Below are 24,389 nucleotides of genomic sequence, written 5' to 3'. Positions count from 1 at the left end.
AGTCTTAGACGCTATCTTTGTCTTCTGCAGTTGCAGAGGATGGCGCGGCGACGTCTTCACTTTCACTAAAGTTTTCTACCTCAGCTGGTGCTGGATCTTCATCCAATTTGGTTTCTGCATGGGTGGCTTGCTCGGCTAGTTGAGCTTTCTCCGCTTCTTCTTTTGCCAGACGTTCCGCCTCAATGACGGCTGGAGTGCGTGGCATAGGAATATGGAAGATATCTGATAAAGCGCCATTGATGATGCGATCTTTCAAGGCATCGGTATCCATCAATAAATCGAGCAGAGGGCCTTCCATGATCAAATCGCTTTTACGTTCGATGAATCCTAAACGAGCGAGTTGACCGAGATTCATATCCATACGTGTTTTTTTACCGAGTTTCTCGCCAAAATCAGCCAACAGCGTTCGATAAGAAATACCAATCGAGGTGTCTTCGGCACGTGGAAGTGGCTTCTCTTTGCCAAACATATCGTTCTGATCTTCTTGTGCCATTTGGTGTGCTTCTTGGCGTTCACGTTTTGGTAAAATGATGAGGGACCACAGGACCACCAACAAGGCAACGCCATCACGTGCCAATCCAAAATTATTGTTCTGCCAGGTGTCTTTGGTGCCAAAGACTTTCGATTCACTATCACGCGTTAACGCCAAAGTAACGTAGTCAGCGTAGACGTTGTCGACGAATTTCATGCCGCAAGCTTTGAGGCGGGCATCAATATCACTCCGAAAATTTTCATCAGACAAGGCGCGTTTCACGAGCTTGTCTTCGCGCTTGAGCGTTTGATGGGCCAGCAAGCGGGCGATTAGGATTTGTGCATCTTCAGTCATGGGTATTCTCTTCGATATTATTCTTGTCTTCAGCTAGGGCGGCGCCATCGTCCGCTGGGGCCATTGATGTCGTGAGTAAATTGTGTGGTGTAAGGCTGGCGACGGACATCGCTGCAATATGCGGATCTGATACTTTCTGCATGCGATCTTTTGAGTTGAACTCGAGCGGCAAACGCGCCAAGGTTGCCGTCGCCCCTTGTAGTGATGCTTCGTTGGCGTCACCGATCAAAGGTAACAAGGAGGCGCGATAAGAAGCGATGGCAAAACTCGCTGGCAATAAAATTTCGTGCAAAGGTTTTGCTTTTTTCGTTTCAGGATCAATCGTGCTCGCATCGATTTTGCCGAGTACATCAAGCCAATGATCGAGCTCAAGTAATGCTTCACTGTTATCGTTGGCTATCGACGGTGCATCCTGCCCACTGGGCAGAACACCGAGTACGGCCGAGCCACGATTTGCCAGCAATTCGCTTTCTGCAACGTCGATCATTTCTGACGGTGTGATGAAATGCGGCGTGACCGGGTGTGATAGGGCGCCATCCGCGAGAGATGCTAGATCGTCGCGTTGCAGCAACCACATCTTAATATCGGTGGTCGATAAGCCTGATTGACCCAAATGCACTCGCTGACGTTCGATTTGATTCAGCGCACGCGAGAACATACCTTGCATATTCAGCAGCGCACTTTGTGCACGACCGATGGCTTGTGCGGCGCGATGGGTCGCCGAATCGGCCCGACTATCATTGGTGATGGCGTGAATAATCTGTGAACCTTTTTCGACCCAGTCACAAGCGGTATGCCATTTTTGCTGGGCCGCGCGCAATTGGAACTCGGAACCCGAGGCAATCGCATCGGCAAACTCTTCAGTCAGTTCGATCAAACGACCGAGCAAATGGTGCAATTGTTCCACCGAGACGCCACCAACGGCCTGAGCACCTGCGACTTGCGTCAGCATATAACTCATTTCAGAAGTATCTTCTTGCTGCTCGACCTGAATTAATGATTCGATGGCAGCTAAAACATTGCGCGCCATCGGTGTGATGCGATAGACCAATTGGCTCGCATCCCATAGCAGGATGCCCGTGCTGCGTAGACGCGTCAGCACCGTCTCTAAGGCTTCTGGTTCCAGATAGCCCAGTTTGGCATTGATATCGGCGCGACTGAGCGAAGGAGTTTCAACGTCAGAGGTCAGCTCACGTAAAACCAATAGTCGCATGAGTACGCTATTGATGCCGCCATGGAATAGTGCGGTAAAGCCTTGTAGCATTGGCTGCGCCCGGCGCAAAGGCGCGAGGGCGGAGACATCATCAGGCGTGAGATTAGATTTGAAGTAAGATTTGAGACTGAGATCATTTTGATCCGACAGGTCGTCTTCAATTCTTGCTATGGATTCGTCGTCAAAATTGTGCATGCCGCATTTTACCTGCTAGTCCGCGGCTTGAGTATTGATAGAAAACTATCAAAAACCTCGTGTTGTTTTAACGTGACTGTAGTGTTTCTTGAACGATTTCTTTATTTTTTAAGAATTGCTCATCTTGGGTTGGCTTGTGGTCTGGCAGAAAGACCAAAATGATTGATTTAAACAGACGTTCCATACCAAAGAGTGCAAAAACGAAGGCGATCATCTGATCGATATTTGGCGAAAACTGTTCGAGTCCCAATTTCTTAAAGAGCAAAGTGCTGAGGATGGCAGCAAGAGATAAGGCCAGAAAGACAGCTTTACTCCAAGTTTTTGTTTTGAACATACAATCACCCGCGTTGGTTTATGACTGTTGAGTGCTGAAATTGTAGTTAAAAAAATAACTTTAGCAAATATTAAATTCGGAATGCCAGTCTTGGCTTGTGATCGGTGTAGGTTTTTACCCATTCATTCGACTAAGCATGGTGACATCCGATAACCTAAAAATTTCAAAGGAAAAATTTGTGAACGCTCCCACATTTCAAACTGCTACTTTAGGTGGCGGCTGTTTCTGGTGTACCGAGGCAGTTTTTCAACAAATCCGAGGCGTACAAAAGGTGGAGTCTGGCTACAGCGGCGGACAAGTTCATCAACCCAGCTATGAACAGATCTGCACGGGTAGGACTGGGCACGCCGAAGTGGTTAGGCTGCAGTTTGACCCGGCGGTGATCTCGTATGAAGATATCCTTGAGATTTTCTTCACAATTCACGACCCCACAAGCTTGAACCGTCAAGGGGCTGATACTGGCACCCAGTATCGATCTGTGATTTATTTTCACGATGAGCAGCAAAAACAAATCGCACAAAAAGTCATGCAACGAGCAGCTGCAATTTGGGATGACCCGATCGTGACAGAGCTAAGCCCGGCCCCGATGTTTTACGTGGCCGAGGCCTACCATCAAAATTATTTCCGCCAAAATCCACAACAGGGTTATTGCGCATTTGTGGTCGCTCCCAAAGTGGCAAAGGCGCGCAAGGCGTTTGCGGATAAGTGGCTCGCTTGAATTTCTTGTGGGTGGACGGTAATCGGCTTTGACGATCACCGATTCGCTGTTTTTTTGGTATGAATCCAACTATGCTTCGGTTTCTTTCAACGCTACCTCTGCTTCATTGGAAAAATCGATGCTGAAGAAAATCCTTTTGTGGACATTGCTCGCGCCTTTGTTCCTAGTTCTTGTCGTTTTTGCGATCTTTGCCATGGCAAATCTTGGAGATCAAGAATTAAGGCCTGAGGTGAGTCAAAGTCTTCAGTGGCAGCCTGCGGCCCATTGGCAGGAGTCGAATGCGTTTGTAATGCTGTATGGACTAAACGCCAAATCGGGTGCTGACAGCTATACGCTTGGGATTGAACATATCACGAATGAACTGAAGCGATACCAGCAAAGGGATCAGAGAGTTAACGGTTCTGTAAGTAGTCTGATAGTTGCTGAGGATGATGCGCAACTTAAGCAGTTGGATAGCGATCGTTGCCGTTACAACAGTGAGAAGAATTGCCTCGAATTTTACTTGGGCAGAGATCGTAAAGGCGAAGATGAAATCCTCGCAAGAAATAGTGAATTAATGGAACGCTTCAGACTGCTGAAGAATAGTGCGCATTACATCGAAGTGATACCACCTCTTTTGGATGCCCCCTTACCACCGTACTCGTATATGGTGCACGCATTTGAACTCGAGAGAATGAAAGCTATTCGAAAAATAGACGCTGGTGAAGTTCAAGCGGGTTTGCAAGACTACCTTGGTAATGCGAGCTTTGCGCGTAGATTGTATGCACAGTCTGGTAACTTGATAAGCGTGAATGTGTACATGGCGATCGTGGAACGTGACATGCGTGTCCTTGGCGAGATCTTGGCAAAATATCCTGAAGCTTATAAATATGCGCCCGATATCGATCTCTACTTATCGAGTATAAAGCTTGCGGAGTCGAGTATGGCTTCGGCGCTAGCGCACGAACGAGCGTCGAATTTGCAAGTGGTGAAGACAACGTTTGATCAAAAGGTTTCTGAGAATTTCTTTACTGAGAAACTCGCTTTAGCCGTAACCCGAAAAAAAGCATCATTGAATTTCGCCTATGATTGGATGAGTTTGCATGTTGACCTGGCGAAGCAACCTGCACATTCTTACCTGGATTCTTATCAAGAGATCGAAAAGAAACGTGAAGCTATGCTAGGTCTCGGATATGGAAATGTTTATTTGCGTGATCCTGTCGTCAAGATTTTGATGAATGTCGGACGTGGTGCCTATCATTCTTACATCGAACGCGCGCACGATCTAGAAGGAGCCATCAATTTACATCGCCTGTCTTTAGCGATACGCGTAAAAAATATTCATCGCGCTGAAATTCCTGCATTTATTGAAAAGACGGCGAGCGAATATCCGAACCCGTACACCAACAAAGCAATGCAATGGGATACAACGCATGGTGCGCTGATATTTGAGGCGAAGCAAGAATCAAATTCGCGCTACCAAAAGAGCAAGAAAATGCAATTATTTGTGCAGTGATTTGTACATCACCAAAGCATCCACAAACCCCAAACGTGGATGCTCAAAGGCTAAGGGTAAGCGGCCGACCGTGGCGAAACCCAGTTGTGTCCACAAACGCACTGCGCCTTCATTGGTGGATACCACAAAATTAAATTGCATGGCGCGATAGCCGAGTTCGCGTGCTTGCTGTTGTGAGTGTTCACACATCAAGCTAGCAATGCCGCAACCGCGCGCCTGCGAGGACACCATATAGCCGCAGTTTGCAACGTGGGCGCCACCGCCTTGTTGATTGGTTTTAATGTAGTAAGTGCCGAGTATTTTGCCTGCATCGTCAGCGACCCAAGTTTGGCGCGGTAATTCCATCCAGAGGTGGAATGCTTGTTCTCGCGCGGTGTCGCGTGCGTAGGTGTAGGTTTCGCCTGCGGACACAATCTCATGAAAGATGGGCCAGATGTGCTCGAAGTCAGGCTCTGTAGCGAGGCGAATAGAGATCATGTCGATATCAAAGAAGCTGCAGGCACTCAGTTTATTCCTTGCCTGCAGCTTGTCACGTTTTATTTAGCGCGTGAATCTAATACTTCATTCCAACGTGCGACCAATTCTGCTTGAGAGGCCAGCAGTTCTGTGGTGTCGCCTTCGACCGTCACTTTTTCAATCACGTCGCCACGAGCGATGCTATCGACGACTTTTTGATCAGCGGCACTGACCACGACACCGAATACGGTGTGTTTGCCATTCAGATGCGGTGTGGCACCATGGGTGATGAAGAATTGGCTGCCGTTAGTGCCAGGACCTGCATTTGCCATCGACAAAATACCTGCGCGATCATGTGGCAATTCACGTTTGCACTCATCTTGGAAACGATAGCCAGGGCCGCCCATGCCAGTACCATCTGGGCAACCGCCTTGGATCATGAAGTTCGCGATGACGCGATGAAAATTCAGACCGTCGTAGTAACCGTGCTGAATCAAATTGACGAAGCTTGCGCAAGTAATCGGTGTTTGGTCAGCGAACAATTGGATGTTGATCGTACCTTTGCTAGTTTGCATTACGACTTTTAAATCACTCATGGTTTTCTCACATTAAAGAAGTGGGGGATGAAATTGAGGTTTTCGCCTGATATTGACTGAATAGGTATCGTTGGCGATGTGGTGCGCATTCTACCAGTCATCCTCGCCTTGGGCACCCCAACCGCAAGAACAGGAGTGTAATTCATGTGCAAATTATGCAATTGGTGATTTTTTTGAAAACAATTTATTTGGTCTTAAAGCTTTCGTGCGCGGTTTTTTGTCGACAAAAAGAAACGGGCTTCAATTGACTTACCAACTCTAGGTTTTTTGAGCCTCGTAAGTGGTAAATTATCAGTGGTGGTTCGCAGAAGAAGGTGAATCGTAGATTGGTAGGGATTCGCAGACTTGGAGAGTTGAATGTGGCTTTGGCAGCGTTGGTGGATGGCCTTGATTGCAGTCTCAATACACATGGTGGGTGTAGAGACTTTTGCTGCGCCCGTCCAACCGTCATCAGCTCTCGGCCCCTTAGCGGTACCCGCACCGATGATTGGTTCGCCTGCGATCACCAATTACGACGCTAAAGCCTACAAGGCGCATAGCCAAAATTGGGTCGCTGTACAAGACGCTCGTGGGGTGATGTTCTTCGGTAATTCCAACGGCATTTTAGAGTTTGATGGACAGCGTTGGCAATTGGTGGCAAGCCCAGGCAATCTGATGGTAAGAGCGATGACGATTGCTGCTGATCAAACAGTATTTTATGGATCGATCGGTGACTTTGGTTACCTAGCGGTGGCACCCGGTGGCAAGTTGAGCGCCGTGTCTTTGAAAGAACTGATTCCAGTTGATGAGCGTTTGTTCAATGATGTTTGGCAAGTAGAGAGTACTTCGCAAGGCGTTTATTTCTTCACACGCACAAAGATTTTTCGTTTCTTTGATGGCAAAGTAAGTGTTATCAATGCCAAGTTCGCCTCATCGCAAGCCGTAGTGATAAATGATCATTTGTTCTTTGCGGATATCGATAGAGGTGTATGTCTGATTGATGGTGATCAATCGACGATTGTCCCAGGTTTGGCGGGCCTTGCTGATGGCAAACGCATCGTCATGACACAGTTCGATCAACACGAGATTTTAGTCGGTCGTTTAAGTGGCGATTTTCAGCTTGTCGATCTTAAGCCCCTGTGGGACGAAACCAATAAACGTTATCGTTTGGAGCGTGGTGGCACTAGCCTAATGCGTCGATTACCGACTGCAATTGATCAATGGCTCAATGAAAATCAGCTTTACCTGTATAAAATTCTTGCGTTGGATAAGCAAACTTTTGCAATTAGCACAGTAAAAGGTGGCATCTTATTTTTAAATCGTGCTGGGCAATTACAACGAGTCGTTAATCGCAACGGTGGGCTCCTTGATAACACGGTCGCCGGTTTATTTTTAGATCGCAATCGCAATTTGTGGGCGCAAACTAATTCGGGAATTTCGTATGTTGAGCTCGGTACGCCCCAATCGACCTTCAGTAATCGCAATGGCATTGAAGGGATTGCTATTTCTTTGATTCGTTATCGAGAGAAGCTATATGTTGGGACGTATCAAGGAGTGGCGGTAGAAACGCCATTCATGTATTCGCCTCGGCAGGACGTGCCTATGTTTCAGCCATTGAAAGATAGCCCGAACGAAGTGTGGGCATTTAAGGAGGTGGATGGCGATTTGATGGCTGCAACCGGCCGCGGCCTCTATAAAATTGAAAACGAGGTAGGGCAACGTATTAAAGACTCTATCGGTAATAGTTATAGTCTTGGGACAAGCCCGCGATGGCCACATCATTTGTTTGTGGGCATGATGGGTGGCGTTGAAGTTTTTAAACGCGACAATGGCATCTGGAAATCTTTGGGGAAACTAGAGGGTGTCGAAGAGAACGTGCGGCGCATCACCACCGATACTGATGGCGAGTTATGGTTGAGCACGGAAGCTCAGGGGGTGTTGAGGCTTCATTTTATGGGAGAAAAACCGACACAAGTTGGAATACACCGACTAGATCTTAGCCATGGCTTGCCAGAAATGGTGTCATTGCGTATGAGCGTTCTTGATTCTGAGTTGTACCTTAACAGTCGAAAAGGATTATTCCGTGCTAAGGTCGCTGAGTGGCGAGATGTTGGTCGAGACCGTACAAAATTTATAGCCGAATCGAAGTTCGGCAATCAATTCTCCGATGGTAAGCTTGCGTTGAACGAAATTCACAGCGATGGCAGTGATGGCGTGTTCATTCAAGCCGAGAACGGCATCCATTGGCTGAAGCCAAAAGCAAGCGGTGGCTACGCTGAAAACGGGCGGGCCTTTGCTGGATTGTTGTCGCCAGATGAATCGATTTACATTGATGGTGCCCAATCTGTTTGGATCGCAGGAGAAAATTTGAATCGCGTCGATCTGTTATCTTCTTCGAGCGTTCCTGTCCGATTTTCGGCAATCATTCGCAAAGTTCTAGCCAATACTAAGGAACCTATTTTTGAGGGATCGTTAGCGAAACCGGGGCAGCATTTTTCGGATTTGCCGACGGCGTTGGTTTTGCGACAATCTGAACAAGACCTTCAAGAACTAAGTTTCACCCAGAATGCCTTAATGTTTGAATTTGCAGCTCCCCATTTCGAAAACGCTGGAAGCATGCGCTTCCAATTTCAACTCGAGGGCTTTGACAAAGATTGGAGTGAGTGGGATTCGATTACTTCTAAGGAGTACACCAACATCCCAGAAGGTACTTATCGCTTCAAAGTGCGTGCTAAGAACCTTTTTGGTATTGTTGGTGAGGAATCGAGCTATTCTTTCCGGATCGCCCCGCCCTGGTATCGTGCAGCATGGGCTTATGTGCTGTGGATAGTTTTCGTAGCATTGATGCTTTCATTAGCCGTCTATTGGTACACTCGGCGCTCACGTGCACTTGAGCGCAAACTAGAAACTGAAATTCGCGCCCGCACAAAAGAAGTTGTGGAGCAAAGAGAAATGGCGGAGAGAGCACGCCATGACATTGCTTTGCTTAGTGAAATGGGACGAAAGCTTACAGCCTCACTCGATGCCCGCGCTGTGGAAGAAGCACTTTATACCCACGTTCAAGAGCTAATTACTTGCAATACCTTTGGCGTTGGGATGGTTGATTGGGAGCATCGATTGATTCGATTTGATTTTGTGATCGAGAATGGCAAACACGTCGAACCCTATTCACGTAGTTTGGATGCGAAAGAACAACCGGCAGCGCAATGTGTGTTGTTTGCTAATGAATTGTTGATCAACTCGTTGAGTATCGATACGCGTGAATTTGATAGCGTGCTACGTTTAGGAAAAGAGACTGATCAAATTATGCACAAAGACGTGCGTGATTTCGCCATGCCACGTTCTGCAATGTATGTCCCTATGTCATTGCAGGGGAAGGTGATCGGGGTGGTATCAGTACAGAGTCATTATGCGAATGCTTTCCACGAAAATGATCTCGTTATTTTGCGATCTTTAGGAGCGTTTGCTGCCGTTGCATTTGATAATGCAGAGTCCTATTTACGGTTACAGCAGACCCAAAGTAAATTGGTTGAACAAGAAAAGCTCGCAGCTTTAGGGTCGGTAGTTGCGGGCGTCGCACATGAGTTAAATACACCGATAGGGAATAGCTTATTAACGGCAAGTTCTCTCAATGAGATTACCGAGGTTTTTGTGGATGAAATTCACACCGGAACAATTCGTCGTTCTCGTCTCGATGCTTATGCTGCAAAGGCTAAAACCGCATGCGACCTGCTCATTCGAAATCTTTCGAATGCAGCGGATTTGATTACCAGTTTTAAGCAGATCGCCGTCGATCAAACTTCCGACCAGCGTCGACAATTTGATTTGAATATGATGGTTCGCGAAGTTTTGTTCACTTTATCCAATCGGCTGCGTCGCGACGAACATGAAGTCAATATCGATATTTCGGAAAATGTATTGATGAATAGTTTTCCTGGCCCATTAGGACAAGTCTTGACAAACTTGGTCATGAACGCGGTGATTCATGGGTTTGAAGAGCGACGTGGTGGAAGAATTATCGTACGGGGAAGAAAGCTCGATGAACATACCGTTCATCTGCAGTTAATGGATGACGGCGTGGGGATCCCAGAGCAACATCTCGGGCGTATTTTTGAGCCATTTTTCACGACAAAAATGGGGCAAGGCGGTAGCGGTCTCGGTCTGCACATAACATACAATATCGTGACTGGAGTGCTAGGTGGTTCGATTGAAGTGACCAGCACGCTTGGAAAAGGAACTCGTGTTGACATTAGCCTACCTTTGATTGCACCTTATTCAAACGAAGAATAATAGGTACTTCGACCAGAGTGATGGCCTGCAATACGGATGTCACTTATCTTTGATAGAATCATGACTCGACCTGGGCACATCATAGCCAGTTTGGTGATTCATGCATCATCCAATACTGTTAAACAGACAGAAATTGGCGACCAATCTTCGACATATTGAACGAGCCGCATGCTTTGCATGCTTGACCTGAGAAGCCGCTTATGTCTATCCAATTGTTTGAACTTAATCATCCGTCTAGAGTGCAGCTGGCCGCAGAGATACATTCACGGCCTTTCTTAAATCTACAAGCGCCCGAATTGCTAACCCATTTAGCAATTTATGCTGCGCCGGCTGCCGAAACAAGCCTCAGTGCCCAACAACATCAATCTCAATTACTGCAGGAGCTTTGCACCCATTTCGGTGTTAGCGCTCCGAGCAGCGAGGCGAAATATTTTTATTTCGATTTCGGGCAGTTTCGTTTGAAGTGGGAATGCCACACCGAATTTGCAACCTATACGTTTGCGCGTCACCTTGACGTGTTACACAGTAAAGACTCAGAGGTTGAAGAACTATTTGGGCAGATGCCGATTCAATATGTTCCAGAGGCTTGGTTGTATCGTTTGCAAGGGCAAGTTTTGGTGGCGTCACATTTGTTGTTATTGGCAAAGGATACTCATAGCGAGCAATTTGCCGAACAGGTGCAAGCTGTGTATCGAGGCAATACGCTCGCGGCAAGCTATGTGATGCATGGTGCCGAGTTTTACTCTGACTTCGCTATTCATGCCGATGGATATAGCCGTTTTCTCATTCGTGACATTGACATGCGTTCGCAGCAGGCCGGTCGTCTTGCGCAACGTATCCTCGAGATTGAGACATATCGGATGATGGCCTTGCTTGGACTACCCATTGCGCAGGATACAACTCCACAACTCAATGCGATCGAGAGTAGCTTAGTGGCGTTGGCGAATGGAATGGTGGAGGCAGACCGTGAATTGAGTGATATGGGGCTTGAGAATGAGACCGTTTCCGAGAGGGTATTACTGGAACAAATTACCCATTTGGCGGCTCGTATTGAAAAACTTTCCTTACACAATAGCTACCGGTTTGCAGCATCAAAAGCCTATATCCGTTTAGTGCATGCACGAATTGAAGAGTTACGTGAGCAGAGGATTGAAGGTATGCCGATGGTGGTAGAGTTTATGGAGCGGCGGTTGACGCCTGCGATGAATACCTGCGAAGCAGTCGCCAATCGCCAAGAAGGACTAGCACAACGAATAGCGCATTCCAACGACTTACTTCGAACCCGAGTTGGCATCGTGCAGGAAATGCAGAATCGTCAAATCTTGCAGTCCATGAATGCGCGAGCTGCACAGCAATTACATCTGCAACAGGCGGTCGAAGGCTTGTCTGTGGCGGCAATTTCTTATTACGTCATTGGCTTATTTTCCTATGTCGCCAAAGCTGCCAAAGAATTTGGCTGGATTGCCCATGTCGAAAGTTGGATAGGACTTGGTGTCCCTGTGGTTTTGGGATTGGTCTGGTTTGGTTTACGCAGGATGCATAGCCAGGTCAAGAACGTTACAAAAGACAAAGGATCGCACCCTTCATCTTCGCCCTGATGTCGTTGAAATGAGGCGCGTAGATTGATACAACGCAAATAAGCCTTACTCGCACTTTACCCTGGTGCTAGTGAGGGCTAGAATGGATTTCTCTTTGTCCTTGGAGTGCATCCAGTGCTACCCGCCTATATAACGCATCCTGATTGTCAAAAACATGACATGGGGCCTCATCATCCGGAATGTCCAGAGCGCATTGGCGCTGTTAATGATCAATTATTGATGAAGGGCTTACTTGATTACATGGATCAGTGTGATGCGCCCTTAGCGACACGCGAGCAATTAGTGCGCGCGCATAGTGGTTTTTATCTTGACGAATTCGCCGAAATTGCACAACAAGTTCCTGATGGTAAATTAGTGCAGATCGATCCAGACACTAGTATCAATGAATTTTCTTATCAAGCAGCATTACGTTCAGCGGGTGCTTTAGTCATGGCGGTTGATTTGGTCGCTGGCGGCAAAGCGCCTTCCGCATTTTGCAATATACGTCCGCCCGGACACCACGCTGAGCGCAGCAATGCTGGTGGATTCTGTTTTTTTAATAATGTCGCTGTTGGTATTCGCCATGCAATCGCAGTGTACGGCGTTGAGCGTATCGCTCTAATTGATTTTGATGTTCATCATGGGAACGGCAGCGAAGATATCTTGTTCAATGATGAACATGTGCTGATGTGTTCGATCTTTGAGAAAAATATCTACCCTTTTTGTGGCGATGTGCCTATGGGTAAGAATATGGTTAATGTCGGTTTGCCATCACGCTCTGGTGGTGACGTATTTCGCCAGGCAGTGCTCAATCAATGGATTCCAGCTCTCGAGAAATACCAACCTCAGATGATCTTTATTTCAGCCGGTTTTGACGGCCATCGTGAAGATGATATGGGCAACCTAGGATTAGTGGAAGCTGATTATGAATGGGTTACAAAACAGATTATGCGTATCGCTGATCGTTTTGCTCAAGGCCGAGTGGTATCTTGCTTAGAGGGGGGGTATGCACTTTCCGCGTTAGGGCGCAGTGCCGCTGCTCATGTACGCGTTTTGATTGGTGCAGACTGAGTCATGTTGCACAGTACCGATTGCCATCGCTATTTTCTTTGTCTTCGAAATCCGCATTTTAGAGTCAGGTAGAACATGAATAAGCATTATCTTACATCGCTGTTTTCACCTCGTTCCGTTTTGATTTTCTCTGGGAATCAACATCACCCCGAAAAACAAACACCGATGGCAAAAGTATTCTTGCAGCATTTTCAAAGTAGTGCTTACGAGGGTACGGTGACCTATCTTGATATTCACATGAAAGGAACCCTAGGTGATTTAGCCGCCTCACGTGCCGATCTAGCGATCATTGCACTACCAAATGAACAACTTGAATCCGCGATGGAAGTCGTAGGACGTATTCAATGCCGCTCTGCTTTGATTTTGTCGATTGGTGTTGATGCTGTATTGGCGAAAAAGCTGCATAAGATTGCGCGCCAACATGGCGTGTATTTACTCGGGCCAAATAGCCTTGGCTTTCAACGCCCAAAGTTTCAACTCAACGCAAGTGCGCTTGGCAAAATGGCGCAGCCTGGTTCGTTGGCTGTGGTCTCGCAATCGGGCGCACTCACTTCATCGATTCTTGATTGGGCCGCAAAAAACGGGGTTGGTTTTTCTAACGTCGTGTCATTGGGTGTAAACACCGCTGTCGATATGGCACAGGTTTTAGATTACCTAGCCGATGATTCCAGCACCCAAACCATTGTGGTGTACATGGAGGGGATCAACGATGCACGTCGTTTCATGAGTTCCCTGCGCGCAGCGGCGAATTCCAAACCAGTGATCGTTTTGAAAGGTGGTCGTCGCCCCGAAGGCTCTAAAGTCGCACTCACGCATTCCGGCAATATTGTTGGTAGTGATGCCATCTTCGATGCAGCTTTGCAACGTGCTGGTGCGGTACGCGTACATTCCATGGTACAGCTGTTTGCTGCCGCTAAATGCCTGTCTGCGCGATACTTGCCTGTGGGACGTCGCCTCGCCGTTATCTCGAATGGTGGTGGCCCTGCAGTCTTGGCAGCCGATTTCGTGAACGAAGTGGGCCTGCAGTTAGCTCAATTGCCAGCGGAAATCGTGAAAGCCTTGTCGAAAAAACTTTCCCCATTTGCAGTGATTGATGAATTGATTGACTTGTCGCAAGACGCGAACGAGCATCATTATCGTGACGTGGTCACGGCTTGTGCGCACTGTAGCGATGTCGATGGGATTTTGGTCATTTTGTCGCCAATCGCAGGAGTGGACACCGGTGCCATCGCACAGGTTCTCGCGGATTTACAAACTACAGTCGGCAAGCCATTGATTACTTGTTGGATGGGCGATGAGAAGGTAACAGCGGCGCGCACCATTTTGTTCAAAGCGGGGATTCCTAGTTTCCGCACCCCTGAAGCAGCGGTCGATGCGTTTAACCATGTCTCCTTGTTCCACCGTACGCAACAGATGTTACGTCAGGTACCGCCACCTTTATCTCAATTGGCTGAGCCAGATATCGAAGGCGCACGCATCTTGATCGAAAGCGTGTTGGCGGAACGTCGCAAAGTATTGACGGAAATGGAATCGAAAGCTTTGCTCTCGGCTTTTCATATTCCAGTGACTAAAACCATACTTGCGAGAACACCAACGGAAGCGATGCTAGTGGCAAATCAGCTCGGTTATCCGGTTGCATTGAAAGTGGATTCAGTCGACATTCCGCATAAATCAGATGTGCAGGGCGTGGTACTGAATGTAGCTAATGCGGCTGGTGTTCGCGATGGTTGGCAGAATATGATGGCACGTGTGACGAAATTGCGACCCGACGCCAAAATTAATGGTGTTACCGTGCAAAACATGTCAGGTAAACCAGAAGGACGTGAGATTTTTATTGGTGTCTCGACGGATGAATTATTCGGCCCCGTTATTTCGTTTGGTGCGGGTGGTGTGATGATTGAATTGATCGCAGACCGTGCGATCGAACTACCACCGCTCAATCAGTTCTTAGCCCACCGCTTAATCGAACGAGTACGTTGTGCAGAAATGTTGGGAGCGTGGCGTGGAGCGCCGGCGGTTGATCGCGAGGCCTTAGAACAAATTTTGTTGCGTGTGTCGGAAATGGTTTGCGCTTTACCGCAGTTACGTGAGATGGATATTAACCCCATCATTGTCGATGCCGATGGGGCACTTGCTGTGGACGCTCGAGTGGTGGTGGACCATTCACCCTCTGAGCCAGGTAATTACGAACACTTAGCGATCTCTCCATACCCATCGGATCGGGAAATGGAATGGCCTTTACGCGATGGTCGTGTGTACACTGTGCGCCCACTGCATCCACACGATGCAGAGATGTTACAAGAATTAGTACGACGTCTTTCGCCAGAAAGCCGTTACTTCCGCTTTGTATCGTCGATGAAAGAATTATCAGATCGCATGTTGGCGAAGTTCACTTTGATCGACTACGACCGCGAGATGGCCTTGGTAGCCATTCATACCGAGCGCATTCCTGCTGCAGATGGTAGCTTTGATGAGGTGCAGCGTATTATCGGTGTTTCGCGTTACGTGACGAATCCAGATAAAACGACCTGCGAGTTTTCTTTGTTGATTGCGGACGATTTTGCCGGACAAGGCTTAGGAACACGCTTAATGCTGTCGATTATTGATGTAGCTCGTAGTCGTGGTCTGGCGATGATCGAAGGCCTCGTTCTGACGAATAATACAAATATGTTGCGCCTCATGCGCAGTCTTGACTTCGAAGTCCGTCCTTACGAGGAAGACCGCGATTTTAGGCTCTGTGTAAAAGCCTTATAGAACGAAAGCACATATCGAACACCTTCTGTACGACTGATTACTGATTCGCTTTTCGACGCTTTTCTGCGTGTTTGGCGATGTATTCAGGTCGGACCAAAGCTTGGAAGTAGTTGGGTATCCAAGGGCGAGCTGATAGCATAAAACTCATGCGATGCTTTTCATCGACTGGAAGCACGGCGTCAAGCTGATGTTGGTCTGAAATATCTCGCGCCAATTGTTTCAAGCGGGTGAGAAATGCCGCGCTCGACTGTTTCGATAGCATGACAGATAGGAACTGCATGATCTCGTGTTTGCCGCAGAAGGTTGAATTGAGATAGTCAGCAAATGACTCTCGCTGATGAAAGCGTTGAATCGGGCCATTAGGACGCCAGCGGAAAGTGCGAGACAGCAAGAGCTTGATTCTGTTATTTGGCATCAACTCAAGAATCCCTAAATGATCGAGACGAACCAAATAGGCGATGACCTCGGGTTCGCTGATAGCGTAAATGTCAACTATCTGTTCAAGGCTGAAGAAATTCATGGCAGAGACTGCCACGATGAATTTTTTCGGGTCTTTAATCAGTTCTTCCTCTTGCTCATAGGTTAATTCTTCAATGAGTGATTCTTCGTAACTTCGAAGCGTAAGGTCGTGCAGACTAATTTCCGAAGCATCAAGGATCTGATCGAGCCGCTGCAAAGTTAGACTTTTCGTTGAGAACATGCGTTTTACACTGGATTCTGAAACACCAATTCGTCGCGCCAACTCCTGGTAAGTGATCCGTTTGGCTTTGAGTTCTCGTCTGAGGACATCAATGAGCGTGCTAGCTTTTGGCATAAAAGTAATGATTAGTTGTAAAAGTATCGGAAAATGATACACCACAGTACGAAATCCGCAACTTTCGGATTAGCTATTGTCGGATTTTTGATCTCTATTGATAATACTTTCCAAATTTTGAAATGCAGACTCAACATCAGATGCTTTCATAAAAATAAGTAAGTCGGAGGGATGCAAATGGCGATAGAAATAGCAACATTCGGAGCGGGTCGATTCTGGGATGTCGAGGCTGTATTTCAACACATACGAGGTGTGAAATCGGTTCGTCCTGGCTATGCAGGCGGGCACGCGACTGAGCTCAGTTATGAGGATGTTTGCAGCGGTGACACCGGTCATGCAGAAGTAGTGCAGGTCCAGTTTGACAATGCGGTCGTAAGCTATGTGAGCTTACTGGAGGTTTTTTTCAAGATACACGACCCATGTGCTTTGACTTGCGGTGAGTACGGTCACGCCTCGCCACATCGTTCTCTAGTCCTTTACCACACCACAGAACAAAAACGATTTGCCCAAGAGAGCATTAAAAGAATAAGTCGTTTTTGTAGTACCCCTTTAACAACCGAAGTTCTTGCGTACCAACGTTTTTATGCGGCTGAACAAGCGCATCGAAACTTTTACAAGAACAATAAAAAAGACCCATATTGCGTGGAATTTATTTTGCCTAAGATATTATTGTCGCGGGAGCTTTTCGCTAGAAAGAAGATGGCCGCTTGATCAACAAGTTTTTTGGAAGTTGAAAAAGATCTTCGTCTAGTGAGCAAAATAAAACGCTGAAATCGAGAGATTTCAGCGTTTTTTGTTTTCTGCTTCAACTTCGTTTACGGCTGTAGGCGTTGAACTTGCCAACTGCCGTTTTCTAATCGGTGGTAGACGATTCTGTCGTGTAAACGGGAGCTACGACCCTGCCAAAACTCGATCAGTTCTGGCACAAGGCGATAACCGCCCCAATGCTCGGGGCGTGGTGGCGCGTCGCCATATTGATCAACAACTGCCACTAATTTTTGTTCAAGAGCTTCACGGTTAGCGATGGGTTGGCTTTGCGCAGAGGCTAGTGCGCTTTGGCGGCTACCGAGCGGACGGCTGTGAAAGTAGGTATCGTTTTCCTGTACTGATATTTTTTCGATCTTGCCTTCGATTCTGACCTGGCGCTCAAGTGCACTCCAGAAAAACAATAAAGCTGCGTGTGGATTTTGTTCTAACTCCAGGCCCTTGCGGCTGTCGTAGTTTGTGAACCAAGAAAAACCGCGTTGATCAAACTCTTTGATGAGCACGATTCGAGATGACGGCTTTCCTTCACCATTGACGGTGGACAAACTCATGGCATTGAGCTCCGGCACCTCGGCTTTCATCGCCTGTTCAAACCAAGTCGCGAATTGTGTGAATGGATCACCGGCAACCTCATTTTCTGAAAGGCTGGCAAGTTGATAATCTTTGCGAAGATGGGCGATAGACATAGAGATTTCCTGAATAAACAAAAGAATAGATTTAGGTGCTGCTGGAACTGATGCCGCGACGCGTTTGCATTGCTGCTCCAAGTTGGTGTAACTGTTCGGCGCTGAGAATACGAGCGGCCATTGGTGCGATTTGTTGTTCTTCGATCTGCATGTGAGCGTAGTAGAGCTCGTTGAAGCGATGAAGTACCGTCGCAGGCAAGGTATCGCCTCTCAGCTCAGCGATGGCTTGCAATGATGCCTGCAATTCCTGCCAGAGCGATGCCATCTCTTGGTGTTGTTGCAGAATAACTGGTAACAATTGCGCCAACAATGTTTGATCGTCAGATGCCGCAGTCGTTTGTAAAAGCGGGAGAAGATCGACTTCTTCATCGTCATGATGGAGTGGAGCCGCCTGTGTGAAATAACGTAAGACACCAAGCGCGGCTTGTTGTGCAGCTTCATCAGCGCCGTTTTTGGTCAAATGTTCAGGCAGCCTTTCTAAAGTCGTTAATTGTCGGCGGATGCGATCATGGCAGTGTTTTAAAACAGCCAAAGGCTGATCAAAACCAGGTGCGGTGGCGAAGAGGCTTTCCACTTGAGCTTTCGAAGTGAGTAATTAAATCTCGATCATACGAGCGATGATCGATAAAGTAAAAATTATCCTTGATTTGCTAGACTTTTGCTTGCGCGAGATCAATCGAGGTAAAAGGTTTTGTCTTTTATCATGACCTGCGCCTTTGATATCAAAATGTGTTTGACTCAGCCCTAGGAGTAAATGACCCGAGATCTAGTAAAATAGCATCTTCGGTAAAAGGAATTAAACGCAATGCAAGAACAACAAGAACAATCAGGGCAGCACGAGGAAATCGATTATGAGCGTCGCTTTGGCGGTATTGCGCGGCTCTATGGCGCCACCGCGCTAGCGCGATTCGAAAGTGCACATGTCGCGGTAGTTGGTGTCGGTGGCGTTGGTTCTTGGGTGGTTGAAGCATTGGCACGCAGCGCGATCGGTCAAATTACGATGATTGATCTCGATAACGTTGCCGAATCAAATATCAATCGCCAAATTCAAGCGACTTCTGAAACGATAGGGAAGGCGAAAGTGCAAGCCTTGGCTGAACGTATTGCGCAGATTAATCCTCGTTGCGTGGTGCATCAAATAGAAGACTTCGTCGAACCTGACAATCTCGATCAAATGATAGGCGATCGTGGATATGATTATGTTGTTGACGCGATCGATAGTGTAAAAGCGAAGACGGCGCTAATTGCTTATTGTCGAGAACATCAAATCCCTCTCATCACGATTGGTGCCGCGGGAGGGCAGACGGATCCGAGTAAAATTGAAATTCGAGATTTGTCGCGGACTGAGCAAGAACCTTTGTTAGCCTTGGTACGCAAACGCTTACGTCAAAATTTTGGCTTCCCCCGAGGAGGTAAAAATAAATTTGGGATTGATGCCGTTTTTTCGATGGAAGTATTGACTATGCCGGAAACAGCGGAAGCCTGTGAAGTAGACGCCAACGGCGGCATTAGTGGACTCAATTGTGCTGGTTTCGGCTCCTCTGTTGTCGTGACCGCCTCGTTTGGCTTAGCCGCAGGGGCGCACGTATTAAGACGGTTAGCTGGGCACCAGTAAAAGCTAAGCGCCCATCGATTAACATGAGTTGAAATTTTCAGCTAGGGCTTTTGCTTTTGAGTGCGACAACAACGCCGATCAAACAAAGGATCATGCCTAACCACTCTATCCAGCCTGGATGGTAGTTCTCTAATTGAATCGACAGCAGTACGGAAATGATCGGCGTAATCACGCCGATAAACACCGTTTTTTGCGCTCCAATGCGATGGATTAAGGTGAAGTAGCAAGCAAACGCGATCACCGATCCAAACAGCGAAAGATAAAGTAATGACAGCCAGTAGTTGCTGGTTTCAGGAATCGTCCATTGTTCACCGCTAAGGGTCGCAAAGCATGCGATCCAAAGTGTTCCCCAAGCCATCGCCCATGCCATCGTCAACAACACGTTGGTATTCTGCTCGCGGATTTTGACAACAACTAGGTTACCAAAAGTGCTGGCTAAAGTCGCCGTTAATGCCAGTCCTAGGCCCAATAAGAAGTGAGTCTCATGGCCTGAGTGCGTTTCTTCCCAGTTGCCCTTTAAAGCGGGATAAAACAAGAGCACGACACCACTGATGGAAATAAATGCGGCAATCCAAATACGTAGCGTTAGGGGTTTCTTGAAAAAGAGGTGCTCCAATAATGGACTCCAGATCACCATTAAAGCAAACAACACCGCGACCAATGCCGAGACCACGTACTGTTCTGATGAATAAGTGCAAAGATAAGACAGGGAAAAAGTAAAAAAGCCCTGTAGCATCAACCATTTTTGCAACTTCCAAGGTAAGCGTAGATCTCGTCTGCGCAGAGCACACCAGACAAAGAGACTCAGGGCGGCGAGTCCAAAGCGGTAGGCGATGGATACCGCAGGCGCAACTTGACCAAGTTGTTGGGTGATTGCCCAGAAGGTTGAGCCCCAAATTAAGGAAGCAATAATAAACAATACTGAAGAAGGCATAAGCGGAATTTTTTTGCTCAAACTAAGGTGATTAATAGGTGCTGGTGTGAATCAATTCACTTTTCTTGGGTTCTAATGGCAATTTGCTTGCCCACTATCTGTGAAACTTTGGCCAGCAATAGGGGTAAATTCCCATTCATAGCTATTGGCGTAAAGCAAAATTTTTAAGACCCCGTGTGTGTTGTTGTCACGAATTTCGGTGGTGAACTTGGGGAAAAACATGGGAGTTAATTTTGCTCCGCCGGTGCCAACTACAAAACTACGAATTCCATATTTATCATCGCGAAAGCCACGTGCGTCGATTGGCATGAAACGTTCGTAATTATGGTCGTGGCTCGCCAAGACAATATCCGCTTTAGCATTCGCCAGTAGTTTCCATGCTTCCAACATCACATCATTATTGCCGTGCCCACCAGAGGAGAAAACAGGATGGTGCCAAAAGGCCAGAGTACAAGGCAACTTATTCTCTTGTAATTCTCTGCGCAACCATGTGAGTTGATCTTGCATTGCCGTCCCTTGGATGTTGCTGTTGAGCGATAAGATCAACCAATTCCCGAGATTTTTTTTGTAGTAGCCACGTCGCTCTGGGCCAGCTAATTCGTCGAAATAATTATAGTAACCGTGAGCAGAAGGCACACCGTAGTCATGGTTACCAGGAGAAGGTAGCGTGCGTTGTTTAAAACGCCCCCAGGTTTTGTCGTAGCACTCATTAAACTCACTTGGTTTGCCTATAGGGTAGGTATTGTCACCCAGTGTGATGACCAAGCCTTTCGGGTCCGATACTAACGCTGCTTCGACCAATTGCGCTGTGCTTTCTGACTTCGTGAGTTCTGCTTTGAGCCTACGGCAGTCTGCAATATCCCCTGCCGCGAGAATTAGTTGTGGCTTGGTTTTTTGTTGTGCATTGCTTGCGCTCAGCCAAAGAAGGGGAACGAGTGTGATGAGGATAAAGACGAATCGAGAGGGAGCGGAAATAGTCATGCGAAATACCCAAGTAAAGGTATATTTTACGCTGATTTCCTGAGGATGATTTTCGTATTCAAAATAGGAATAAAAAACGGACCGCGAGGGGCCCGTTTTTTAATATTTTACTTCAATGAATGGCGACTAAGTCGCACCAGTGAAGGTAATGCAAGCTTAGGCAAAACAAAACGGCACCGCAGGTTTTACTGCGGGCCATGTGCATTGCCTTATTTCCCTTGCTTACTTTGATCGCCAGCGATGATGACATTGATCGCGTCTGCTTTGATCAATTTGCGCAAGGCTTCATTGACTTGAGCAAGTGTGAGCTTAGTAACCTTAGCTTCGAGGTCTTTATCGAAGTTCATTGTGCGACCGATGTTGAGATATCCGGCTAATTGGTTTGCCAAGTTTGCGTCTTGAGTACGGCTAACTTCGTCAGATTGACGCCATGCTTTTTTCGCGTCAGCCAATTCGGCGTCGGTGAAACCTTCGGCGATTGCTTTTTGCAGTTCCTCACGCAAAGCAGCTTCGACTTTGCCAGTGTTTTGCGGCGCACTCAAAGCGTAGGCAAACCAGATTGATGTTGGTTCTTGGCTAGACACACTCAATTGCGAACCCACGCCGTAAGACAAACCTTCTTTTTGGCGAATGCGATCAGCTAAACGGCTACGCAAGGCGCCACCGCCCAACATGTGGTCAGCCATGATCAACGCTGGGTAATCGTCTGCACTATCTTTGATCGCGATTGGATGAACAGCTAGTAAGAAGCTACTTGCTTTATCCGGTGTGTCCATCACGATTTTCTGCGCATTAGCTGCTTTCATCACGCGAGGTACACGTGTGTAGCTTTGCTTAGATTTCCAATTGCCAAACAATTCATTCAGTTGTGCTTTTAATGCAGCTGCATCGAAATCACCAACGGCGGCAAAGCTTGCCGTGTTTGCGCCATAGAACTCATGGTAGAAGGCTTTTACATCTTCCAATTGAACGTTTTTGTTTGCAGTCAATTGCTCTTGCAATGTACCAGTGTGGCGCACATGGCCTACTGGCGTTGCATCTGTTAAACGAGCCAGAGCATTGATTGCTAAAGGCTGAGGTTCTGGCAAAGATTGCTCTAAACGGCCCGTAACACCGAGCTTGTGTTCTTCAAACTCTTTTGCTGGGAAGCTTGGTGTTTTCAAGACTTCTGCCAATAACTTGATGGCTGCAGGCAGATTTTCGCGTGTCGTCGTGATATTTGCAGCAACACCTTCTGCGCTGCCGCCGATACTCACTTGAGCATTGAGCTTGTCGAAACTGTCTTTGATTTCTTGGCGGCTGAAGCGTTCAGAACCTTTGTTCAATAGAGATGCAGTGAACTGGCCAATTTCCGCCTTACCATTTAAGCTTGCTTCACTACCTAAATTCAAGCGCAGATTGATACTGACAGTGGCACCTTTCGTTTTCTTAGGCAATAAAGCCAATTTCATGCCGCTAGCCAATGTAGAGCGTTGTGTGCGTGCTTCGATATTGGCTGGGCTCGTATCAAAAGCCTCACCTTGAGCGACAACTGCCTTGCCTTTGTAATCCTTTACCAACGCTGTAACATCTGGTGTACTTGGCACTTCTGTACGATCCACTGTTTCAGTTGGAATAAAGCGTCCTAAGGTACGGTTACTTGATTTTAGATATTTGATAGCAGCCGCTTGTACATCCGCGACCGTTGCTTTTTCCGTTAAGTCGCGGTCGATGAAGAACAAGCGCCAGTCACCTGCAGCCATTGATTCGGTCAGAGCGATCGAGAGTCTCGCGGTGTCATTCATGACCAATTGCACTTGCTTGTTAGCATTTTGTTTGGCACGATCCAATTCGGCTTGTGTGATTGGATTATTTTTCAAATCTTCCAATACCTTCAACATAGCATCTTGTGCTGCATTGAGGTCTTTGTCTTTTGGTACTAAAGCGCCGAAGATGCCGTAGCTCGGGTCGAGGTTGCTTACAGTATTGAAGCTCACGCGTGTCGCTAATTTCGTTTCAACGAGGGCTTTGTGAAGACGTCCGCTTGGTGCATTAGTCAAAATGTCGGATAACAAACCGAGATAAGAAGCATCTACGTGTGATGTTGGTGCCATGTGATAGCCAGCGCCCACGAACTGCGTACCACCGGAGCGACGCACTGTTACAGAGCGTTCTCCATCTTGCGTTGGTTCAGCGGTGTAAGTTGGTTCGATAACGCGACTGGGTTTTGGAATGCGACCAAACAAATCACTGACTTGCTTCAAAATCTTGGCTTCATCGAACTTACCAGCAACGATCAAAGTGGCATTGTCAGGTTGGTAGTATTTTTTGTAGAAAGCACGCAAGCGAGGAATATTGACTTGTTCGATATCGGAGCGCGCACCGATCGTTGATTTACCGTAGTTGTGCCAATCATAGGCAACTGCTTGAATACGCTCTGTGGTGACGCCGATAGGGTCACTTTCGCCAATTTCGAATTCATTGCGGACGACGGTCATTTCGCCCTTCTGTGTTTTGGTATTCCACAAATCGTTCTGGTCGATCGCTGCATTGACCATACGATCTGCCTCTAAGGCTAACATTTGACGCAAGTTGTCTTCGTTTGCAGGGAAGGTTGCGTAGTAATTAGTGCGGTCATACCAAGTTGTACCATTGAACTCTGCGCCAGTGCCATTGAGCACTTCAACGGGCGTTTTAGTACCTTTTTTGATACCGAAATTGGCACTCGGCTTGAACAACAAATGCTCAAGTAAGTGAGCCATGCCCGTTTCGCCATAGTTTTCATGACGTGAACCAACCATATAGATGATATTGGTCGTGATTGTCGGCTTACTCGCATCAGGGAATAGAATCACGCGCATGCCATTGCTCAGTTTGTATTCGGTAATGCCTTCAACTGAAGTAACTTTAACGGCACCGCCAGTTTGTTTCGCAGTAGCAGAATTCACAGCAGGTGCAGTGTTTGGCATTGCAAGAGCTGGAGAAATGATGCCAGCGCTCAACATGAGTAGAGTAATAAGTTTCACAATAAATCCTAAAAAAGACTAAGAACCGCAAACATAGTGGATTGGAAAAATATTTGCAATTAGTTAAAAGAAATTTTTAAAAAAA

Annotated in this window: 19 protein-coding genes; 8 read left to right on the top strand and 11 right to left on the bottom strand. The window is 47.2% G+C overall.

Translation table 11 applies throughout. The features are described 5' to 3' along the window. Positions 1 to 4 precede the first annotated feature (4 nt). From H8K36_RS06765 to H8K36_RS06755, 3 genes are all read right to left on the bottom strand, one after another. Complete coding sequence (locus H8K36_RS06765; protein WP_230404307.1) at positions 5 to 826, bottom strand: hypothetical protein; 822 nt, start codon at positions 824 to 826, stop codon at positions 5 to 7. Continuing rightward, positions 819 to 2,234, bottom strand: coding sequence for a hypothetical protein (locus H8K36_RS06760; protein WP_230404306.1), 1,416 nt, complete (start codon positions 2,232 to 2,234; stop codon positions 819 to 821). Before H8K36_RS06760 ends, H8K36_RS06765 begins: the two co-directional genes overlap by 8 nt. Before the next feature lie 67 nt (positions 2,235 to 2,301). Continuing rightward, positions 2,302 to 2,568: a hypothetical protein gene (locus H8K36_RS06755; RefSeq protein WP_186914484.1), complete on the bottom strand. Its 267-nt coding sequence runs from the start codon at positions 2,566 to 2,568 to the stop codon at positions 2,302 to 2,304. 136 nt (positions 2,569 to 2,704) lie between these two features. Here H8K36_RS06755 and msrA (H8K36_RS06750) point away from each other — a divergent pair, with 136 nt between their 5' ends. Together msrA (H8K36_RS06750) and H8K36_RS06745 are read left to right on the top strand one after the other, a co-directional pair. Then, entirely contained in the window at positions 2,705 to 3,286 is a 582-nt protein-coding gene (gene msrA / locus H8K36_RS06750; protein WP_186914485.1) for a peptide-methionine (S)-S-oxide reductase MsrA, read from the top strand. Positions 3,287 to 3,404: 118 nt separating this feature from the next. Beyond that, a complete protein-coding gene (locus tag H8K36_RS06745; RefSeq protein WP_186914486.1) occupies positions 3,405 to 4,781 on the top strand; it encodes a hypothetical protein in 1,377 nt (458 codons plus the stop codon). On the opposite strand, the gene H8K36_RS06740 is transcribed toward H8K36_RS06745, so the two are convergent. Together H8K36_RS06740 and H8K36_RS06735 are read right to left on the bottom strand one after the other, a co-directional pair. Next, positions 4,767 to 5,258, bottom strand: a complete 492-nt coding sequence (locus tag H8K36_RS06740; RefSeq protein ID WP_222611123.1) for a GNAT family N-acetyltransferase — start codon at positions 5,256 to 5,258, stop codon at positions 4,767 to 4,769. The genes H8K36_RS06745 and H8K36_RS06740 overlap by 15 nt on opposite strands. A 59-nt stretch (positions 5,259 to 5,317) precedes the next feature. Continuing rightward, positions 5,318 to 5,833 (bottom strand): peptidylprolyl isomerase, encoded by a 516-nt coding sequence (locus H8K36_RS06735; protein WP_186914487.1) that lies wholly within the window; start codon positions 5,831 to 5,833, stop codon positions 5,318 to 5,320. A gap of 357 nt (positions 5,834 to 6,190) precedes the next feature. Between H8K36_RS06735 and H8K36_RS06730 the strand changes: the two genes are divergently transcribed. From H8K36_RS06730 to H8K36_RS06715, 4 genes are all read left to right on the top strand, one after another. Next, entirely contained in the window at positions 6,191 to 10,102 is a 3,912-nt protein-coding gene (locus H8K36_RS06730) for an ATP-binding protein (RefSeq protein ID WP_186914488.1), read from the top strand. A 200-nt stretch (positions 10,103 to 10,302) separates the two neighbouring features. Next, positions 10,303 to 11,700 carry a DUF3422 family protein gene (locus tag H8K36_RS06725; protein WP_186914489.1) on the top strand — a complete coding sequence of 466 codons (1,398 nt, stop codon included), beginning with the start codon at positions 10,303 to 10,305 and terminating at the stop codon, positions 11,698 to 11,700. A 114-nt stretch (positions 11,701 to 11,814) separates the two neighbouring features. Further along, positions 11,815 to 12,750 (top strand): histone deacetylase family protein, encoded by a 936-nt coding sequence (locus tag H8K36_RS06720; protein ID WP_186914490.1) that lies wholly within the window; start codon positions 11,815 to 11,817, stop codon positions 12,748 to 12,750. Between the two features lie 75 nt (positions 12,751 to 12,825). Continuing rightward, entirely contained in the window at positions 12,826 to 15,504 is a 2,679-nt protein-coding gene (locus H8K36_RS06715; RefSeq protein ID WP_186914491.1) for a bifunctional acetate--CoA ligase family protein/GNAT family N-acetyltransferase, read from the top strand. A gap of 37 nt (positions 15,505 to 15,541) precedes the next feature. On the opposite strand, the gene H8K36_RS06710 is transcribed toward H8K36_RS06715, so the two are convergent. Further along, positions 15,542 to 16,318, bottom strand: a complete 777-nt coding sequence (locus tag H8K36_RS06710) for a helix-turn-helix domain-containing protein (protein ID WP_186914492.1) — start codon at positions 16,316 to 16,318, stop codon at positions 15,542 to 15,544. Between the two features lie 177 nt (positions 16,319 to 16,495). Here H8K36_RS06710 and msrA (H8K36_RS06705) point away from each other — a divergent pair, with 177 nt between their 5' ends. Further along, positions 16,496 to 17,029 (top strand): peptide-methionine (S)-S-oxide reductase MsrA, encoded by a 534-nt coding sequence (msrA, locus tag H8K36_RS06705; protein WP_186920442.1) that lies wholly within the window; start codon positions 16,496 to 16,498, stop codon positions 17,027 to 17,029. Positions 17,030 to 17,133: 104 nt separating this feature from the next. Here msrA (H8K36_RS06705) and pdxH read toward each other — a convergent pair whose 3' ends face one another. Next, positions 17,134 to 17,769: a pyridoxamine 5'-phosphate oxidase gene (gene pdxH / locus H8K36_RS06700; protein WP_186914494.1), complete on the bottom strand. Its 636-nt coding sequence runs from the start codon at positions 17,767 to 17,769 to the stop codon at positions 17,134 to 17,136. A 31-nt stretch (positions 17,770 to 17,800) separates the two neighbouring features. After that, positions 17,801 to 18,343: a hemerythrin domain-containing protein gene (locus H8K36_RS06695; RefSeq protein ID WP_186914495.1), complete on the bottom strand. Its 543-nt coding sequence runs from the start codon at positions 18,341 to 18,343 to the stop codon at positions 17,801 to 17,803. Positions 18,344 to 18,574: 231 nt separating this feature from the next. Here H8K36_RS06695 and tcdA point away from each other — a divergent pair, with 231 nt between their 5' ends. Beyond that, positions 18,575 to 19,384, top strand: coding sequence for a tRNA cyclic N6-threonylcarbamoyladenosine(37) synthase TcdA (gene tcdA / locus H8K36_RS06690; RefSeq protein ID WP_186914496.1), 810 nt, complete (start codon positions 18,575 to 18,577; stop codon positions 19,382 to 19,384). 37 nt (positions 19,385 to 19,421) lie between these two features. On the opposite strand, the gene H8K36_RS06685 is transcribed toward tcdA, so the two are convergent. From H8K36_RS06685 to H8K36_RS06675, 3 genes are all read right to left on the bottom strand, one after another. Continuing rightward, the gene (locus tag H8K36_RS06685) at positions 19,422 to 20,318 is read right to left on the bottom strand and encodes a DMT family transporter (protein ID WP_186914497.1); all 897 of its coding nucleotides are present in this window, start codon (positions 20,316 to 20,318) and stop codon (positions 19,422 to 19,424) included. Between the two features lie 72 nt (positions 20,319 to 20,390). Beyond that, positions 20,391 to 21,299, bottom strand: a complete 909-nt coding sequence (locus H8K36_RS06680; RefSeq protein ID WP_186914498.1) for a metallophosphoesterase family protein — start codon at positions 21,297 to 21,299, stop codon at positions 20,391 to 20,393. Positions 21,300 to 21,508: 209 nt separating this feature from the next. Then, complete coding sequence (locus H8K36_RS06675; RefSeq protein ID WP_186914499.1) at positions 21,509 to 24,304, bottom strand: M16 family metallopeptidase; 2,796 nt, start codon at positions 24,302 to 24,304, stop codon at positions 21,509 to 21,511. Between the last annotated feature and the right edge of the window lie 85 nt (positions 24,305 to 24,389).

The sequence above is a fragment of the Affinundibacterium nitidum genome (genome assembly GCF_014284155.1).
Lineage (GTDB): Bacteria > Pseudomonadota > Gammaproteobacteria > Burkholderiales > Burkholderiaceae_D > Undibacterium > Undibacterium nitidum.
This window is presented reverse-complemented; position numbering and strand designations above follow the sequence as displayed.